Source organism: Leucobacter sp. OLIS6 (assembly GCF_002752355.1).
In the GTDB taxonomy this organism is placed as follows: Bacteria; Actinomycetota; Actinomycetes; order Actinomycetales; family Microbacteriaceae; genus Leucobacter.
In genome coordinates, this window is the sequence record NZ_MRAV01000014.1 from 241,854 (window position 1) to 259,165 (window position 17,312).

At 69.9% G+C, this 17,312-nt stretch carries 19 protein-coding genes and 1 tRNA gene; 12 read left to right on the forward strand and 8 right to left on the reverse strand.

What is annotated here, in order from left to right:
- The first annotated feature begins 9 nt into the window (after nt 1-9).
- From BMH31_RS11190 to BMH31_RS11215, 6 genes are all read left to right on the forward strand, one after another.
- The gene (locus BMH31_RS11190) at nt 10-291 is read left to right on the forward strand and encodes a DUF4031 domain-containing protein (RefSeq protein WP_099725163.1); all 282 of its coding nucleotides are present in this window, start codon (nt 10-12) and stop codon (nt 289-291) included.
- A 124-nt stretch (nt 292-415) separates the two neighbouring features.
- Nucleotides 416-619, forward strand: coding sequence for a cold-shock protein (locus BMH31_RS11195; protein WP_046456000.1), 204 nt, complete (start codon nt 416-418; stop codon nt 617-619).
- Between the two features lie 150 nt (nt 620-769).
- Nucleotides 770-845, forward strand: a tRNA-Arg gene (locus tag BMH31_RS11200).
- 189 nt (nt 846-1,034) lie between these two features.
- A complete protein-coding gene (locus BMH31_RS11205; protein WP_143469860.1) occupies nt 1,035-1,640 on the forward strand; it encodes a hypothetical protein in 606 nt (201 codons plus the stop codon).
- Nucleotides 1,637-2,701 carry a S41 family peptidase gene (locus tag BMH31_RS11210; RefSeq protein ID WP_099725161.1) on the forward strand — a complete coding sequence of 355 codons (1,065 nt, stop codon included), beginning with the start codon at nt 1,637-1,639 and terminating at the stop codon, nt 2,699-2,701. The genes BMH31_RS11205 and BMH31_RS11210 overlap by 4 nt, the downstream gene beginning before the upstream one ends.
- Before the next feature lie 154 nt (nt 2,702-2,855).
- Complete coding sequence (locus BMH31_RS11215; protein WP_199068518.1) at nt 2,856-3,965, forward strand: acyl-CoA desaturase; 1,110 nt, start codon at nt 2,856-2,858, stop codon at nt 3,963-3,965.
- 44 nt (nt 3,966-4,009) lie between these two features.
- Here the strand turns inward: BMH31_RS11215 and BMH31_RS11220 are convergent, their stop codons facing one another.
- The 4 genes from BMH31_RS11220 to BMH31_RS11235 are packed head-to-tail and all read right to left on the reverse strand — an operon-like array spanning nt 4,010 to nt 6,430.
- Nucleotides 4,010-4,624 (reverse strand): DNA-3-methyladenine glycosylase I, encoded by a 615-nt coding sequence (locus tag BMH31_RS11220; RefSeq protein ID WP_099725160.1) that lies wholly within the window; start codon nt 4,622-4,624, stop codon nt 4,010-4,012.
- 17 nt (nt 4,625-4,641) lie between these two features.
- Nucleotides 4,642-5,331 carry an alpha-ketoglutarate-dependent dioxygenase AlkB gene (locus BMH31_RS11225; RefSeq protein WP_099725159.1) on the reverse strand — a complete coding sequence of 230 codons (690 nt, stop codon included), beginning with the start codon at nt 5,329-5,331 and terminating at the stop codon, nt 4,642-4,644.
- Nucleotides 5,328-5,942: a methylated-DNA--[protein]-cysteine S-methyltransferase gene (locus tag BMH31_RS11230; protein WP_099725158.1), complete on the reverse strand. Its 615-nt coding sequence runs from the start codon at nt 5,940-5,942 to the stop codon at nt 5,328-5,330. The genes BMH31_RS11225 and BMH31_RS11230 overlap by 4 nt, the downstream gene beginning before the upstream one ends.
- Complete coding sequence (locus BMH31_RS11235) at nt 5,939-6,430, reverse strand: sigma-70 family RNA polymerase sigma factor (RefSeq protein WP_099725342.1); 492 nt, start codon at nt 6,428-6,430, stop codon at nt 5,939-5,941. Before BMH31_RS11235 ends, BMH31_RS11230 begins: the two co-directional genes overlap by 4 nt.
- A 161-nt stretch (nt 6,431-6,591) precedes the next feature.
- Between BMH31_RS11235 and BMH31_RS11240 the strand changes: the two genes are divergently transcribed.
- From BMH31_RS11240 to BMH31_RS11265, 6 genes are all read left to right on the forward strand, one after another.
- Nucleotides 6,592-7,104, forward strand: a complete 513-nt coding sequence (locus BMH31_RS11240; RefSeq protein WP_099725157.1) for a methylated-DNA--[protein]-cysteine S-methyltransferase — start codon at nt 6,592-6,594, stop codon at nt 7,102-7,104.
- A 64-nt stretch (nt 7,105-7,168) separates the two neighbouring features.
- Nucleotides 7,169-8,266: a serine hydrolase domain-containing protein gene (locus BMH31_RS11245; RefSeq protein ID WP_099725156.1), complete on the forward strand. Its 1,098-nt coding sequence runs from the start codon at nt 7,169-7,171 to the stop codon at nt 8,264-8,266.
- A 135-nt stretch (nt 8,267-8,401) separates the two neighbouring features.
- A complete protein-coding gene (locus BMH31_RS11250; RefSeq protein ID WP_099725155.1) occupies nt 8,402-9,214 on the forward strand; it encodes an AraC family transcriptional regulator in 813 nt (270 codons plus the stop codon).
- Nucleotides 9,215-9,272: 58 nt separating this feature from the next.
- The gene (locus tag BMH31_RS11255) at nt 9,273-10,274 is read left to right on the forward strand and encodes a proline dehydrogenase family protein (RefSeq protein ID WP_099725341.1); all 1,002 of its coding nucleotides are present in this window, start codon (nt 9,273-9,275) and stop codon (nt 10,272-10,274) included.
- A 182-nt stretch (nt 10,275-10,456) separates the two neighbouring features.
- On the forward strand, nt 10,457-11,629 hold the full coding sequence (locus tag BMH31_RS11260; RefSeq protein ID WP_099725154.1) for a Cmx/CmrA family chloramphenicol efflux MFS transporter: 1,173 nt from the start codon (nt 10,457-10,459) through the stop codon (nt 11,627-11,629).
- A gap of 37 nt (nt 11,630-11,666) precedes the next feature.
- Complete coding sequence (locus BMH31_RS11265; RefSeq protein ID WP_099725153.1) at nt 11,667-12,383, forward strand: DNA alkylation repair protein; 717 nt, start codon at nt 11,667-11,669, stop codon at nt 12,381-12,383.
- Between the two features lie 85 nt (nt 12,384-12,468).
- Here the strand turns inward: BMH31_RS11265 and BMH31_RS11270 are convergent, their stop codons facing one another.
- The 4 genes from BMH31_RS11270 to pepN all read right to left on the reverse strand — a co-directional run bounded on the left by BMH31_RS11270 (nt 12,469) and on the right by pepN (nt 17,128).
- Nucleotides 12,469-12,957, reverse strand: coding sequence for a DUF1877 family protein (locus tag BMH31_RS11270; RefSeq protein ID WP_099725152.1), 489 nt, complete (start codon nt 12,955-12,957; stop codon nt 12,469-12,471).
- 230 nt (nt 12,958-13,187) lie between these two features.
- Nucleotides 13,188-13,649, reverse strand: coding sequence for a globin (locus BMH31_RS11275; protein ID WP_099725151.1), 462 nt, complete (start codon nt 13,647-13,649; stop codon nt 13,188-13,190).
- Nucleotides 13,646-14,554 carry a mechanosensitive ion channel family protein gene (locus BMH31_RS11280; RefSeq protein ID WP_099725150.1) on the reverse strand — a complete coding sequence of 303 codons (909 nt, stop codon included), beginning with the start codon at nt 14,552-14,554 and terminating at the stop codon, nt 13,646-13,648. The genes BMH31_RS11275 and BMH31_RS11280 overlap by 4 nt, the downstream gene beginning before the upstream one ends.
- On the reverse strand, nt 14,555-17,128 hold the full coding sequence (gene pepN / locus BMH31_RS11285; RefSeq protein ID WP_099725149.1) for an aminopeptidase N: 2,574 nt from the start codon (nt 17,126-17,128) through the stop codon (nt 14,555-14,557). It abuts the gene before it with no gap.
- Nucleotides 17,129-17,312: the final 184 nt, after the last annotated feature.

The following is a 17,312-nucleotide window of genomic DNA, read 5'->3' on the forward strand; positions in this document are numbered from 1 at the left end:
ATCGAGCGCATGACCGTGCTGATCGACCCTCCGGCCTGGCCGGCGCACGGGCGGCTCTGGTCCCACCTCGTGAGCGACGCCTCGGTCGAGGAGCTGCACGATTTCGCCGCGGCGAACGGGATTCCTGCCCGCGGATTCGACCTCGACCACTACGATGTACCCGAGGAGTCGCACGCGCGGCTCATCGCCGCGGGCGCTGTCTCCGTGAGCGGTCACGAACTCGTGCGCCGCCTCATCGCGTCCGGTCTCCGGGTCACCGGACGGCAACGGCGGGAGAACGCCCACCGATAATCCGTACGGCTTGAGGTGGCACTTCCGGGCAGAATCCGGAAAGATAAGAAGCTCCGCAGCGACGCCGTCGCGGCGGTCACACGGATCACCACGAGTGATCCAGAACAACCGAAGGAAAGACGTTATGGCCACTGGCACCGTCAAATGGTTCAACTCCGAAAAGGGCTACGGCTTCATCGCACCCGACGACGGCTCCGCCGACGTCTTCGCGCACTTCAGCGCGATCCAGGGCAGCGGCCGTCGCGACCTGGTCGAGGACCAGAAGGTCGAGTTCGAGACCGAGCAGGGTCAGAAGGGCCCGCAGGCCACCAACATCCGCGCGCTGTAAGCACGCGCCGGGGTCCGCGCGCGGCGCGGCCCCCGGAATGCTTCGCGGGTGATCGGCCGGTGGCCGAGCACGCAGACCGGGCCGCCTCTCTGAGGCTGTCCGGTCTTCTCGCGAGCCCGCAAGGTCTCGCCGTGTACCCTCGAAGTACCCGCCTCCGTAGCTCAGTGGATAGAGCAACGGCCTTCTAATCCGTTGGTCGCAGGTTCGAATCCTGCCGGGGGCACCACACCTGATCCGAGCGTTCCGATCGACCAGGAAGGCGGTTCCGCCCGGGCCTTCCGCGCTGGCGCTCCGGCCGCAGCGTTGCGTGCCGGAAGCTCCGAGTCGGGAACGACGACGTGTACGAACCCTCGTACTGGTCTCGCCCGACGTGAGAGAATCCTCGAAAGCCGTCGACCGCAGCGAGGGGGCTCCCGTGCGACATCTTCACCGACGAACCGGCATCCTGCTGAGCGCGCTGCTCCTGATCGGGGGAGTCGCCGGCTGCGCCGATGCCGATGCCGGTGACGCACCGAAACCGTCCACGCCGCGCACGGCTCCGAACGAGTCGGCTCCGCCGACGTCGCAGACACCCGACGTCGAGCCGGCGCGCGGCGCGGCGGTCGAGATCCCGGTTCTGAAGTTGCGCGTCACCGAGGACCTCCGCTGGCTCCCATTTTCGACTCGGTTGACGGCGTCCGCGACGGCCGTGCTCGACGACGGATACCCGGCGAGCGTCACCGCGAGCGAACTGCAGTCGGTGCAGAACGATCTCGACGCCTACGCGCGAGCCTTCATCGAAGTGTCGACGTACGACCCCCGGCCGACCCGTCTCGAGAACCGGGCCATCGACGGGGCCGAGGCTTGGGTGGCCGAGGCGGTCGGGGCTGAGCTCCGCTCCTACTGGGTCGGCGGGATCCATGGCGACCGGCAGTGGTCGGTCCAGATCGAGACCCCGGTGAGTCTCGCCGATGCCGAAGCGACGCAGCTGCGCGAGCGGATCCTCGCGAGCATCGAATTCACCGGGGCACCGTCGGCGTGAGGCGGACCGCGCTGCGATCGATGGCGGCCGCGATCACCGGCGGCGCACTGCTGCTGAGCATCGCTGCCGCCGCACCGGTCGACGATTCCGGGGTCCGCGCCTACGTCGACCGGGCGCTCTCCGGGTTGCGGGCCGGTTACTACGTGGACACGCCTGAGTGGGACGAGGCGCTCGCGCAGGAGGTCCCCGGTCTGCGCGCGGCCGAATCTCCCTCCGATACCTACGCGGCTCTGAGCCGCCTGGCCCGTGCCGCCGGTGGGCGCCACAGCCGCTTCTCGGGACCCGAGCAGGCCGCCGCAACCTCGCAGCCCGATGTCCCGTGGTCCCGCACGACCCCGACCGTTCGGTACGAGGGGCGGATCGGCATCCTGACGATCCCGGGCTTCTCCAGCGTCCACGCGGGCGAGCAGGATCGGTACCTCCGCGCGGCGAGCGAGATCTTCGGATCCGCGCAGGCCCGCTCCGCCTGCGGGTGGGTCATCGACCTGCAGCAGAACGAAGGCGGCTTGGCGTGGGCCATGCTGCTCGCGGCGAGCCCGCTGCTCGACGACGGCACGGTCGAGCAGTTCCGTGCGCGCGACGGCCGCGCGAGTGCGATCCGCGTCAGCGGGACCTCCCTGAGCTGGGAGGGTCGGCGGTGGGACGGCCTGCCCGTGTTCGCGGGGCGGTTCGGCGCGCTCGATCAGCTCGGTCTGCCCGGGCTCGTGGTCGCTCCGTCACTCCCGGGCGTGCCGGCCAAACTGACGGGGTGGCCGGTCGCGCTCGTGCAGTCGACGCGGTCGGCGAGTGCCGCCGAGATGGTGCTGCTGGCCTTCGCCGGGCAGGAGAGGACCGCGACCTTCGGATCGGAGAGCGCCGGCTATACGACCCTCAACGGCGGCTTCATGCTTCCCGACGGTGCCCAGGTCACGCTGTCCTTCGCGCTGATGGGCGACCGCGACGGCAACTTCTTCGAGGGGGCGATCCCACCCGATCATCCGGCGGATCCGGAAGACGGATCCGCCCTCGACGCGGCCCGGAGCTGGGCGTTGCAGCAGTGCCCGAGCGGGTCCGGCGGCTAGCCGCCACCGGTCCGCCGTTCGGTGCGGAGGGTTCTGCGCAATGTACAGCTGCCGGCATGGTTCGTCGGCTACGGTGAGGGAAGCGATCGGCGACCGCCTGTGGCTTCACCTGAGTTGCCGCGACCGGTAGTTCATAACCAGACAGGTGCCGATCGTGTCATCGACTGCTCCCCGCACACTCGACGGGCCGGGCCCGCTCCGGCCCACGCGCGCGAAGGCCGGCGACTTCCCGCCGATCGCGAAGGCCTACACCCGGGTCTCCCAGGTCGTTCGGGAATCCGGGCTCCTGCGTCGCACCCCGTGGTTCTACCTGGCCGTCGGAACCGCGTTGCTGCTCGCTCTGGGCGGAGCGATCACGGGCTTCATCCTGCTGGGGGAGACCTGGTACCAGTTGCTCATCGCCGCCGCGCTCGGCATCATCTTCACCCAGATCGCGTTCCTCGCGCACGAGGCGGCGCACCGGCAGATCCTGTCGACGGGGCCGGCGAACGACCGGCTCGCCCGGATCCTCGCCGGCGCGATCGGCATGAGCTATTCGTGGTGGGATTCGAAGCACTCGCGGCACCACTCGAACCCGAACCGGGTCGGCAAGGATCCCGATATCGAGGTCGACACGATCTCCTTCCTCGAGGAGGACGCGGTCGAGGCCCGCGGGTTCCGACGCATGCTCACGAAGCGCCAGGGCTGGTTCTTCTTTCCGCTGCTCACCCTGGAAGGGCTGAACCTGCACCGGCAGAGCTTCGGGCACCTCGCGAGCCGCGAACCGGTGCGGGGGCGCTGGATCGAGATCGGCATCATCGCCGCCCGCTTCGCGCTGATCCTCGTCCCCGTGTTCCTCCTGCTCCCGTTCGGCATGGCCTGCGCGTTCATGGGGGTGCAGTTCGCGGTGTTCGGCGTCTACATGGGCGCCTCGTTCGCTCCCAACCACAAGGGCATGCCGGTGATCGCGCACGATGCGAAGCTCGACTTCTTCACGAAGCAGGTGCGCACCTCGCGCAACATCCGGGGCGGCTGGTGGGCGACGTGGCTCATGGGCGGCTTGAACTATCAGGTGGAGCACCACCTGTTCCCGAGCATGGCGCGCCCGCACCTGGCACGGGCGCGAGCCATCGTCCGCGAGCACTGCCGCACGCTGGGGGTCCCGTACACGGAGACCTCGCTCTGGCGGTCCTACGCGATCGTGATCGCCTACCTCAACCGGGTCGGGCTCGCCGCGCGGGATCCGTTCGAGTGCCCGATCACCGCCGAGTACCGGCGTGCCTGAACGGATCCCTCTGTCGCCGAGGCGCTGACCGCCGCGTCCAACCGCTACTGAGCGGGCCAGATCCCCGAACTGCCGCGGCGGTGCGAACCGATCAGGTGGGTGTCGACGATCCCGATCGCCTCCATGAGGGCGTACATCGTCGTCGGTCCGACGAAGGCGAAGCCGCGACGACGGAGCTCCTTCGAGAGCGCGACGGACTCGGGCGAGGTCGTCGGGATCTCCTCGAAGCGCTGCGGCCGCGGGGTCTCCGCGGGTCGGAAGGACCAGATCAGCGCCGACAGGCCCACGTCCTCCCGCAGCGCGATCGTGGCGCGAGCGTTCCCGATGGCGGCGAGGATCTTCTGTCGGTTGCGCACGATCCCCGCATCGGCGAGGAGGCGTTCGACGTCCCGGTCGCCGTAGGCCGCGATCAGATCCGGGTCGAATCCGTCGAAGGCGGTGCGGAACGCGGGACGTTTGCGCAGGATCGTCGCCCAGGAGAGACCGGCTTGGAAGCCTTCGAGCGAGACGCGTTCGAAGACCCCGCGCTCGTCGGTGACGGGCATGCCCCACTCGGTGTCGTAGTACTCGCGCAGCAGCGGATCGACGGATGCCCATGCGGGCCGGGCGAGCCCGTCGTCGCCGATCACGACACCGGGGTCCTCGTGCGTTCCGGTCACGTGTGTCTCCGTTCGTCTCAGCCGTCGAGGCCGGTCATGCGCATGGTGATGTTGATCCGGCCGGCGCTCTTCCCGTCGGCGCCGTCGAGCCCGCAGCCGTCCGGCGCGGTGAACGGGTGGATCCGGATGACGCCGTGGTAGGCCAGGCGCGATGCTCCGCCGAATACGAACAGGTCGCCGGAGCGGAGTCGCAGATCGGTGTAGGGCCGGTTGCGGGTCTCCGTGTTGCCGAACCGGAAGGTGCAGGCATCGCCGAGCGACAGCGAGACGATGGGGGCGAGCGTCTGCTCGTCCCTGTCCTGGTGCATCCCCATCTTCGCGCTCTCGTCGTAGAAGTTCGCGAGCGCGGTGTCCGGAGTGTACGCAGCGACTTCGTGCTCGGGGGAGCCGGCCTCCCGCAGCGCACGCCGCCCGAGCCGGACCATCCAGTCGGGGAAGGGGAGGACGCGCTGCCCGTTCACGTCGGTGGCCTCCCGCGTATACCGGTAGGGCTGCCAGTGCCAGCCGAGGCAGACGGTGCGCACCGACATCTCGTGACCGCGCACCTTCGCGGCGCGGATCGGAACCGGGCCCGCCGTCCAGGCACGGAACTGTCCGACGATCCACGCCTGCTGCTCGAGCGTGAGCCAGCCGGGCACGTGCACGGCGCCTTCGGCGACCTCTGTGGGATGCTCCGGTGCGGAGGGGAACTCGAAGAGCTCGGTCATGCCGCGGCCTCCATCTCGAGCAGAGCGGTCTTGGCTTCGAGCCCGCCGATGTAGCCGCCGAGCGTCCCGTCGGTGCGGAGCACGCGGTGGCAGGGGACCACGACGGGCAGCGGGTTGGTGGCGCAGGCGGTGCCGACGGCGCGGACCGCCTTCGGATTCCCGACCATCTCGGCCATCTGCTTGTAGCTGCGGGTCTGCCCGTAGTCGATCTCGGGCAGGTGCTGCTGCACGAGCTGTCGGAATCCCTTGGAGAGCGAGAGATCGAGTGCGAGGTCGAAGGTCCTCCGCTTGCGCTCGAAGTACTCGTCGAGCTCGCGGGCCGCGGTGTCGAGCCGCTTCGGTGCGCGCAGCACGCGCGGACTGACCTTGGCGGCGAGATGCTCCAGGACTCGGTCGTGGTCCTCGGTCGCGAAGGCGACGCGGACCAGTCCCCGCGGGGTGGAGGCGAGCAACAGCTTGCCGAGCGGGCTGTCGACGATGCGGTAGGCGACGTCGAGGAGCCCCTCGGACTGCGCCGAGGCCTCCAGCCGCCGGTGCAGCTCGGCGAGCGTGTCGGGGGTGACGGGTGCCGTCAGGGCGGCGATACGATCTTCGTCTCGGATGTCGTTCATGATCGTGCTCCTTCCGTGTTCGTGCCCGGATAGGTTCTTCTGAGGTTCTTGAGTCCGTCGGCGGCCGCTCTGCGTGCGGATTCGACGGTTCCGCCGAGGATCGCGGCGATCTCGGCGTAGGGCATCCCGACCAGATATCGGAAGGTGATCGCCTGGCGCTGCTTGGGCGGAAGCTCGCCGACCGCCCGCCACAGCTCGGTGTCGTCGGCGCCGGGCACCCCGAGCCCCGTCGGCGCTTCGGGGAGTTCCTCGACGGGCAACGGATTCCGTTTGCTCGCCCGATGCACGTCGATGGATTTCCGGCGGGCGATGGTGACGAGCCAGGCCTCGACGTTCGCGGTCTCGGGCAGGTCCGGGTAGGCCCGCATCGCCGCGAGAAAGGTCTCCGACCAGGCATCATCGGCGTCGTGGATCCCGAGCAGCGACCGGCAGACGCGCAGCACGGTGGTGCTGTGGAGGGCGACCACGACTTCGAACGGCTGTTTCATGTTCATCGCACTGCAGACGCTGCGGGAGGACGTTTCGTGAGACTCACGTCGACAATCCTCTCGCAACGATGCCCGTTGCACAGTCGATCTCACGTTCCGCACCCCCCGAACGTCTGCAGTGCGGGAAGATGGACCCGCGCGAGCGGAAGGAGGGTCGACGCATGAGCGTTCGGCATACGGTGATCGATTCGCAGGTGGATCCGCTCCTCCTGGTGGCGGACGGCGATGCGCTGGCCGGCCTCTACTTCGAGGGGTACCGCTTCACTCCGCCGCCGGACGGGCTGGGGCCCAAGGTCGGCGCAGGATCCGATCCGGTGTTCGCGCAGGCGGCGCGGGAGCTCGCCGAGTACTTCGCCGGGGAACGACGCGTGTTCGACGTTCCCGCGGTGACCGCGGGCGATGCGATGCAGGAGCAGATCTGGGCGCGGCTGCGCGAGATCCCCTACGGCGAGCGGGTCACCTACGGCGACATCGCCATCGGCCTCGGCGATCGCTCGCTGTCCCAGCTGGTGGGGCAGGCCGTGGGGCGCAACCCCGTCAGCATCGTGATCCCGTGCCATCGCGTGGTCGGCGCCGGGGGCAAGCTCACCGGCTTCGGCGGCGGACTGCGGCGGAAGCAGATCCTGCTGGAGCTCGAGGAGCCGGACGAGGTCCGCGGGAGCCGACTGTTCTGACTATCTCCGGTGCTCCCGCAGCGGATCGGTGGACACCGGCTGACGCTGCCGCTTGAATCGACGCATGACGGAATCGCTGCGATCGGTACTGGAACGGCACGCGGCCGAGGGGGTGTTCCCCGGGCTCGTCGGCGTCGACGGTGCCGCCGACGGCGCTTTCGAAACGGTGGCGGTCGGGGCGCTGCCCGCCGACGCGATCGTGCGCATCCAGTCGATGACGAAGTCCGTGCTCGCGGTCGCGACGCTGCGGCTGGTGCAGCAGGGGCGTCTGGGGCTCGACGACCCGGTGGAGCGGTGGCTGCCCGAGCTCGCCGACCGTCGGGTGCTGCGCGAGCCGAACGCGGAACTCGACGACACGGTGCCCGCCGAGCATCCGATCACGATCTGGCATCTGCTCACGAACACCTCCGGGTACGGGGTGATGACGGTGCCGTGCCCGTTGGGGGCGGCCATGGCGGAGGCGGGGGTCGAAGCCGGTCAGGAGCCGCTGGCCATCGGCGCGGAGGATTGGCTGCGCGCGATCGCGTCGCTGCCGCTCGCCTTCCACCCGGGGGAGGCCTGGCGGTACCACCACTCCTTCGGCATCCTCGGGATCCTCCTGTCGCGGGCGACCGGTGGCCTGGACGCGCACCTGCGGCGCGAGCTCTTCGCACCGCTCGGCATGGTCGACACCGGATTCAGCGTGCCGCGCGAGCAGGCGCATCGGCTGCCCGCGGCGGTCCGGCGCGTCGCCGACGGTTCGCTGGTCGAGGTCGAGCCGGCTGCCGGTGGGCTGTCGGCCGCTCCGGCTCCCTTCGATCTCTGCCACTCCGAGCTCGTCTCGACCGCGGCCGATTTCGCGGCGTTCGCGCGGATGCTCGCGGACGGCGGCCGCCACGACGGCCGACCGTTCCTCGCGCCGGAGCTGCTTGCCCTGATGCGAACGGATCAGGTGCCCGATCGGATCAAGGCCGACGACAGCTTCTTCCCCGGATTCTGGGACGGCACCGGCTGGGGCTTCGGAGTCTCGGTGCTGACGCAGGGGCCGAACGCCGGGCGCTTCGGCTGGTCGGGCGGGCTCGGCACCGATTTCTTCGTGGATCCCGACGGGTCGTTCCGGATCGTGCTCACCCAGCTGGAGATGGGACCGGAAGTGATGCGGCTCTTCGCCGAACTGCAGTGAGCGGCGCGGACGTCGCACCGGAGTGGGATAGCGTGATGGCCGAGCGGTCACACGGTGGAGGGAACCCGGTTGTCGAGTACCAAGCCTGAATCCCCCTCGGATCCGGGGAACGAGGGGCCGCCGCCTCGGGAGAACGTGACCGCCGAGTTCTGGCGCAGCGACGCGCTTCCGCAGCTGGAATCGCGACGGTCCTGCCGCGAGGTCGCCTGCTACCGGCCGCACACTCACGACCGCTTCTCGATCGGGCTGATCGACGCCGGCGAGTCGAGCTTCACCGGTGCGAGCGGCCGGTCCGTCGAGCTCCGGCCGGGCGATGTGCTCTGCATTCCCGCAGGGCACGTGCACGCCTGCAACCCCGAGGGCGGACGCTGGGAGTACCAGATGATCCACGCGGAGCAGTACTGGATCCGGCAGCTGCTCGGCGCGGCCGACCCGGAGGCAGGGGAGACGGCGCGGCTGCTCGGAGCCATCTCGGTGTTCCGGGTTCCCGGGCTGCACCGGCGATTCGATGCGCTCAACGAGCGCTTGTTCGCGGGCGGAGTCCCGGATCCGGCTCGCATCGGCGAGGAGCTGCGGAACGGTCTGCGCCGATGCGCGCGAGCCGTACCGCTGCACCGGGAGGCGCCGGTCTCCGATCCGGAGACGAGCACGCGGTTGCGGGCGGTGATCGCGCGGCTCCGCGATGACGAGATGGCGCCGGCGCTCGACGAGCTCGCGGAACTCGCCGGAATGAGCCGATTCCAACTGATCCGTGCCATGAAGCGGACCACGGGACTGACCCCGACCTCCTGGCGTCACGACCATCGGGTCAACGCCGCCCGAAGACTGCTGCGTGAAGGCGGCACGCTTGCGGGTGTCGCCGCCGAGCTCGGCTTCGCGGATCAGAGCCACTTCCACCGGGTCTTCCGCTCCCACGTCGCGAGTACGCCGGGGAGCTATCGGGCATAGTTCCGGCGCAATTCCGTTCAATACGGAAAGCGTGCGACCCGTCGAGGATCGGTACGTGATGCTCACTCCCGAAACGCTGCAGTCCGCTTCCGACACCCTCCGATCGTTCGCGTTGGACGAGCGGCTCAAGCAGCGCGCTCTGGAGGTCCCGGATCTTGCTCGCGCCCTGCGTCGTGTCGCCGCCAGGTACATCGCGGGCGATACCGCGGCGGACGCGATCGCGCTGCTCGGCGCCAATGCCGCACGTGGGCACCTCGGCAGCGTCGAGCTCGTGGGGGAATCGGTGCGGAGCCGCAGCACGGCCGAGCGCGAGACGCGGCGTCTGGTCGCTCTGGCGGCGGGTCTCGCCGCGGAAGAGCGACCGGCGACCATCTGCTTCGACCTCTCGCACATCGGAGCCCTGGTCTCGGCCCGACTCGGACTGGAGAACGCGAGCCGTATCGCGCAGGCGGCACGCGAAGCGGGTACGTCTGCGCTGATCTCCGCCGAGGGATCCGACCGGACCGACCTGGTGCTCGACCTCTGGGAGCGGCTGTCGCACGATTTCCCGGAGACCGGCATCACGCTCCAGGCGCGGCTGCACCGAACGCCCGGCGATCTCGCACGCGTCGTGCGTCGCCCGGGCCCGGTCCGCGTGGTGAAGGGCGCGTTCCTCGAACCGGAGGGCGTGGCGTTCCCGCGCGACTCGGCACCGATGCTGCAGGCGTATCGGACCGCTGTCGCCGCGCTCGTGCGCGCGGGGCACCCCATCCGCATTGCGACGCACGACGCGGCCCTGGTCGACGGGCTGCGCGCGGAGCTCGGCGAGGAGCTGCGCGGCGAGCAGGTCGAGTTCGAGGCGTTGCAGGGACTCGGCGTCGAGCTGCTCGACGGGCTGGCGGCGGAGGGCTTCGTCACTCGGGAATACGTGGTGTACGGGCCCGAGTGGTGGCTGTACGTACTCAACCGCATCGCTGAGCATCCCGGGCGAGCGATCCTCGCGCTCGCGGACCTGGGTCTCGCCCGGGCACCGAGCGAGGACGGTGACGCGACGGCGGGAGCGCCCGTGGCCGTAAGCTGAACGAGATGAGTCTTCCCGAATCGGACAGAGCAGGGCTGCCGGCGCACCGGTAGCCCGAGCCTCCGACACCGCACCACGCATTCCGCGCGCTGATCCGCGCGGAATGCGTGCGAACCCGCCTCGCGCTGCCGAGAGCGCCGAACGAACCCACGTTCGACCTCTCTCGGAAAGACACTCATCACATGCCGTTCCTGGTATATCTCCTCGCCCTCGCCGTCTTCGCGCAGGGCACCTCCGAATTCATGCTCTCGGGACTGCTGCCCGGGATCGCGGCGGATCTCGGCGTTTCCGTCGCGGCTACCGGCCTCCTGACCTCGGGATTCGCACTCGGCATGGTCGTCGGCGCCCCCACCATGGCCGTGCTGGCCCGGCGACTCCCGCCGCGCTGGACGCTCGGCGGGTTCCTACTGCTGTTCATCGCCGCACACGCCGTCGGTGCGTGCGCGGGCGACTTCGGGACGCTGTTCTTGACACGCATTCTCGCGGCGCTCGCGAACGCCGGCTTCCTCGCGGTGGCGCTCTCGACCGTGGCGCGTGCGGTGCCTCCGAGCTCGCGGACCCGAGCGCTGGCGGTGATCCTCGGAGGGACCACGGTCGCACTGATCGCCGGAGTGCCGGCCGGTGCCCTGGTGGGCGACGCCTTCGGGTGGCGCGCATCGCTCTGGGTCTTGGCTGGCCTGTGCCTCCCCGCGCTCGGCGGAATCCTCGTCGCGGCTCCCGCGGCGGCGGGACCTCGGGCAGCTGCATCGCTGCGTGAGGAGCTGTCTGCTCTGCGCCGCCCCGTGTTGCTCCGATTCATCCTCCTCGCCGCGCTCGCGAACGCGGCGACGTTCTGCACGTTCACCTACCTGGCACCGATGGTCACCGACGGCGCCCGGCTGCCGGCGGCGGCGGTTCCCGCGGTACTCGCCCTGTTCGGAGCGGGATCCTGCATCGGAGTGTTCGCGGCCGGGCGGTTCGGCGACCGGCACTGGGGAGCGCTGATCCGCGTCGTCGCTCCGGCCGCCCTGGTCGGGTGGATGCTTCTGGGAACGGCCCTGCGGAGCCCTCTCGCGGTGTGGATCCTCGTGCTTCCGCTGGGTGCGCTCTCCTTCTGCCTCGGGAGCGTGCTCGTCGCGCGAACCATCGGCACCGCGGAATCGGCACCGAACCTGGGCGGATCCTTCGCGACCGCTGCGCTGAACCTCGGCGCGGTCGTCGGGCCCATCGCGGGAGGCGCGATGCTCGGCATCGCGGGTCCCGCGGGACCCGCGATGAGCAGTGCGGCTTTCGCACTGGTGGCGCTGCTTCTCGGGTGGAGCGCCGCCGGCGGCGCCCACGAGGATCGAGAACCCGGCGGGCCCGCCGACGGCTGACGCCGGACGGTGCGGCCGTTGCTCCTAGGATGGCGCCATGACCGACCCGAGAGATCTGGCGCAGCGCATCGACGCCGACCTGCGCGAATGCTCCGTACCCGGTCTGGCGGAGCAGGAGCGTGCTTATCTGAAGAGCGAGCTGGAGCACTACGGGGTTCCGGTGCCGATGGTCCGCTCGGTCGTCAAACGGACGCTGCGCGGAGCGGGGATGGACCGCGCGGGGGTGACGGCGCTCGCGGTCGAGCTCTGGGCGGTCCCGGTGCACGAGCGCCGAACCGCGGCAGCCGAGGTGCTGGTCGCTTCGACCGGTCTGCTCGGCAGCGATGACGTCCCGCTGCTGGAACGACTCATCCGGGAATCGCGTACGTGGGCGCTCGTGGACGTGCTCGCGGGATCCGTGCTGGGTCCGCTCCTCGAGCGCGATCCCAGCCTCGGCGGAACGCTCGACCGCTGGGCGGCGGATCCGGACTTCTGGATCCGCCGCTCGGTGCTGCTCGCCCACCTCGAAGCGCTGCGCGCCGGCGGCGGGGACTTCGACCGTTTCGGCCGCTACGCCGACGGCATGCTGGAGGAGCGGGAGTTCTTCATCCGTAAGGCGATCGGTTGGGTGCTGCGGGACACCTCGCGGAGGCGCCCCGAACTCGTCTTCGACTGGATCCTGCCGCGAGCCTCGCGTGCTTCGGGGCTCACGGTCCGCGAAGCGGTCAAGCGGCTGTCTGCCGAGCAGCGCGAAGCGGTGCTCGCTGCGCGCTGACCGGGACACGGCGGGCGACGCATCGCGCGCCTTCGGCAGTGCACCGCCGCGCGGCGGCTTCGGCGGTTTCGCCGGTGTCGCGGGATCAGTGCCAGACGGTGAAGATGACGTGCCGGCGCTCGGCGCGGGCCGCCGAGAAGAAGGCGCGCAGTTCGTCGAGCCAGCCGAGCGCGTACGCTTCCTCGTCGTCGCCGTGCTCCGGGTTGCGGAGTTCCTGGGGCATGGCGCGATAGGCCGCCGAAAACTCCTCGTCGCTCAGCTCGTCGAGGTAGTCGGCCACCTCGGCGGCTTCGCCGGGGTTCAGGTGCGTGATCAGCGACTCCTCATCGTCGTCCTGCAGCTCTCGGGCGCCGCCGATCACGCCGCGCGCGGGCCAGGCATCGTCTGTGCCCGCCGGCGCGATGGCGCAGGCGATCGGGTCCCAGGCCTTGTCGGTCTCGCAGGCGCGCGAGAACTCGGCCTCGTTCTCCTCGAGCTCGGCGAGGACGGTCCGCAGCGCCGCGTCGTCTCCGGCGGCCTCGAGCACTTGCGCCGCCTTCTCGTCGCTCAGGCGGAAGTGGAGTCCGAGCTGCATGATGGCGCCTCCTCAGGTCGTCGTCCATGCATCGTAGGCTCCGAGGACTCGCCGCGGGACGGCGGACACGCAGAATAGCGGTTTCCGATCACGGGGAAACGGATCGCGAGCCCGGATGGCCGAGAAGGGGTCTGGCCACTCTCGCCGTTGAGCGTGTCCAGACGGGTGCCACGCTACCTCCGACCGGCGCGGACCGCAAAAGACGAGATCGAAACGTGACTTCCGATCGGTTACTCGAAGCGGTTGACCATCGCGAACGCGGCCCGCTCGACGTAGTCGCGCAGCGCGGCGTCGTGCAGCGGAGGGAGTGCGGCCTCGTCGAGCGCCGCGTTCATGTGCGCGAGCCACCGGTCGCGCGCTTCGGGTGTGACGGGGAACGGCGCGTGCCGCATGCGCAGGCGCGGGTGCCCGCGCTCTTCGGAGTAGGTGGTCGGGCCGCCCCAGTACTGCTCAAGGAAGAGCTGGAGTCTGCGGATGGCACCGTCCCAGTCGTCCTGCGGATACATGGGCGCGAGTACCGGATCCTCTCGCACCCCACGGTAGAAGGTGCGAACGATGCGCTCGAAGGTCTCGCTCCCGCCGATCTGGCCCCAGACCGTATCGGTGACCGCCGCGCCCTGCTCCGCGGAGCGCAGGGTGAGCCGCGGTGTCGGCGGTTCGGTCTGCCCGGCAAGGCTCGGTTGTTCGCTCATTTGGCGCCTCCGGGAGGGTTGGGGAGCTGGTCGGAGAGCTGGATGCCCTCGGCGGCGAAGCGACGGCGGATCTCGGCGCGGATGCCGCGCTGGACCTCCCACTGGGCCTCCGGCCGCGTGCGCACCGCGAGGCGCAGTGTGGCGCGGTCGCCGAAGACGCTCTCGAGGCCGAGGATCTCGGGCTCGCCGGTGACCTTGCGGGCGAACTTCTCGGAGTGGAGCAGCGCGCGGGCGGCTTCGAGCGTCACCTCGGAGACGTGGCTGAGGTCCTGGTCGGCGGCGACGGTCACGTCGATGAGCGCCCGACCCCAGCCCTGCGAAGCGTTGCCGAGGGTCAGGATCTCTCCGTTGCGCACGAACCAGAGCGTGCCGTCCATGGCGCGGACCCGGGTCACCCGGATCCCGACGTCCTCGACGGTGCCGTTGACCGTGCCGATGGTGACCACGTCGCCGATGCCGAGCTGGTCCTCGAACACCATGAAGATGCCGTTGAGCACGTCCTTCACGATGTTCTGCGCACCGAAGGCGAGGCCGGCTGCGATGACGCCGGCGGAGGCCAGGATCGCGGTGAGGTTCACCGACAGCTGCCCGAGGATCAGCACCAGGGCGATCAGCACGATCACCCAGGTGATGACCACGCGGCCGACGGTGCCGAGCGTGCGCGTGCGCTGCACGGCCCGCGCGTTCACGTACGGCGCGGCCTGGATCTCCGAGGTCGTGTCGACGTCCTGGGCCTTCTTGACCCCGCGGACGATCTGATTGACCGCGCGCATGAGCAGCTTGCGCAGGATCCAGTTCGCGAGGATCGCGAGGATGACGATCAGCACGATGCTGAGCGGCACGTGGTAGGTCTTCAGGAAATCCTGGATCGCCGCGCCCGCGGTGTTCTCGGCCGTCTGCAGCATCTACACCTCCGCGTCGGCGGTCTGCGCCGAGAGCGCCCGCTCGACACCCGACAGGTGCTCGGAGACGAGGCGGCGCAGGGCTGCCGGAGCTTCGGGGTTGGCGTCGAGCCAGGCCGCGGTCGCCGTGCGCAGGCGCTCGTCGGCGAGCGGCGATGGGAAGAAGCCCTCGACGAGTTCCTCGGCGATCGCGTGGCTGCGAGAGGCCCAGATGCCGGAGATCGATTCGAAGTACCGGGTGACGAACGGCTCGAGCAGGGCGAGGTCGGCAGCACGGGTGAACCCGATCGCCGTGGCGCGCACGATGAGGTTGGACGCCGTGCTCGCTTCGAAGACCGAGGCCCAGGCGGCCGCCTTGTCGTCGTGGGTGGGGAGAGCCGCTCGCGCGTGCGCCGCGGACTGCTCGCCGGTGGCGGTCCGGTCGTCGGCCAGTGCGGCCTCGATCTCCTCGCGGGTCGCGCGGCCGCCCGCGGCCAGGGCGATGAGCAGCTCCCAGCCGAGATCGGTGTCGATGTCGAGCCCCTCGAGCGGAGCGGTGCCCTCGAGCAGCGCGAGGACGATGTCGAGCTGGTCGGGGCTCGCGGCGAGCTGCGCGAAGGCTCGGACGAACTGGAACTGCCGGTCGGAAGCGGGGTCCGCGTCGGCTGCCAGCTGCCACAGCGCATCGGCGACGCGCTCCAGGGTCGCGGTGCGCCGGGCGGGGGACACGTAGCTCTCGGATGCCAGGAGCAGCTGGTTCAGCAGCGTGCGGAGCGTCGTCGACGCGTCTTCGGAGCCGATGTGCGCGAGCACCAGATCGACGAAGCGGGATGCGGGGAACTCGGCGTCGCGGGTCGCGTCCCAGAGGCTGCCCCAGAGCAGCGCCCGCGCCAGGGAGTCCTCGACTCCGCCCAGATGCTCCGTGACGGTCGCGAGGGAACGGTCGTCGAGGCGGATCTTCGCGTAGCTCAGATCGTCATCGTTGAGCAGCAGCAGATCCGGCTGCACGACGCCCACGAGTTCGGGTACCTCGGTCAGCGGGCCATCGATATCGATCTCGATGCGCCGCACCCGCCGCACCACGGCGCGGTCGCCCGCGCCCGTGGTCTCGTACAGGCCGACCGCGATGCGGTGCGGGCGCAAGGTCGGATACGCGTCGACCGCGGTCTGGCGGACGGCGAACCGGGTGTAGCGGCCGTCGGGGTCGAGCTCGAACTCGGGACGCAGCGTGTTCACGCCCGCGGTCTCGAGCCACAGTTTCGACCACTCGGTGAGATCGCGGCCGGAGCGGGCTTCGAGCTCGCCGAGGAGGTCGGGGAGTTCGGTGTTGCCGTGGTGGTGCTTCACGAAGTAGTCGTGCACGCCCTGCATGAAGGGTTCGCGTCCGACCCAGGCGACGAGCTGCTTGAGCACGGACGCGCCCTTGGCGTACGTGATGCCGTCGAAATTGACCAGCACGTCCTGCAGATCGCGGATGGGAGCGACGATGGGGTGCGTCGAGGGGAGCTGATCCTGACGGTAGGCCCAGGACTTCTCGGATGCGACGAAGGTGGTCCAGCAGTCGCTCCACTCGGTCGCCTCGGCGGTCGCGAGCGTCGACATGTACTCGGCGAAGGACTCGTTGAGCCAGAGATCGTTCCACCAGCGCATCGTGACCAGGTCGCCGAACCACATGTGGGCGAGCTCGTGCAGGATCGTGACGACCCGGCGCTCGCGCATGGCGTCGGTGACCTGGCTGCGGAACACGTAGGCCTCGGTGAAGGTCACGGCGCCCGCGTTCTCCATCGCGCCCGCGTTGAACTCGGGGACGAAGAGCTGATCGTACTTGTCGAACGGGTAGGCGTAGTCGAACTGCTCCTCGAAGAAGGCGAAGCCCTGGCGCGTCTTGTCGAAGACGTAGTCGGCATCGAGGTGCGGTGCCAGGGACTCCCGGCAGAACACACCGAGGGGGATCGTGCGGCCGTCGCGGCTGGTCAGCTCGGAGCGGACTTCGCGGTACGGACCGGCGATGAGCGCGGTGATGTAGCTCGACATGACCGGCGTCGGCTCGAACGCCCAGGTCGACAGCGCCTCCCCGTCGCGTTCGCCGGCTGCGGCGGGCTCGGGCGTCGGCTGGTTGCTGACCATCTTCCAGCGCGAGGGCGCGGTGACGGTGAACTGGAACGTCGCCTTCAGATCGGGCTGCTCGAACACCGCGAACACGCGCCGCGAATCGGGCACCTCGAACTGCGTGTAGAGATAGGCCTCGCCGTCGGCGGGATCCACGAAGCGGTGCAGGCCCTCGCCCGTGTTGGTGTAGCGCTGCTCGGAGACGATGGTGAGCACGTTCTCGGCCGCGAGGCCGTCGAGTTGCACCCGCGAGTCGGCGAAGGCGGCAGCGGGGTCGATGGCGCGTCCGTTGAGATCGATGCTCAGCACGCGCTCGGCGATGAGATCGATGAACGTCGCAGCGCCCTCCGTCGCGTCGAAGCGCGCCACGGTCTCGGCGCGGAACAGCTCGGGGCCGGTCGCGAGGTCGAGCGAGACGGCGTAGCTGCGGGACGTGACGATGGCGGCGCGCTCCTGCGCCTCTGCGCGGGTGAGGTTCTCTCCGGGCACGATGCTCCTTCTGCTGCAGTGGTTCTGTGCGATGGAATACGGGGTCGCGGCGCCGATGGTGCGGGCCGCGGATCGACTCAAGACTATTCCCACCCACCGACATCCCGCCGTGCTCCGCCTGTCCGGTTTCGGTGAGGTTGCTGACCGCGTGGGCGACGCCCGATCCGAGGGCTACGCTGAGGAC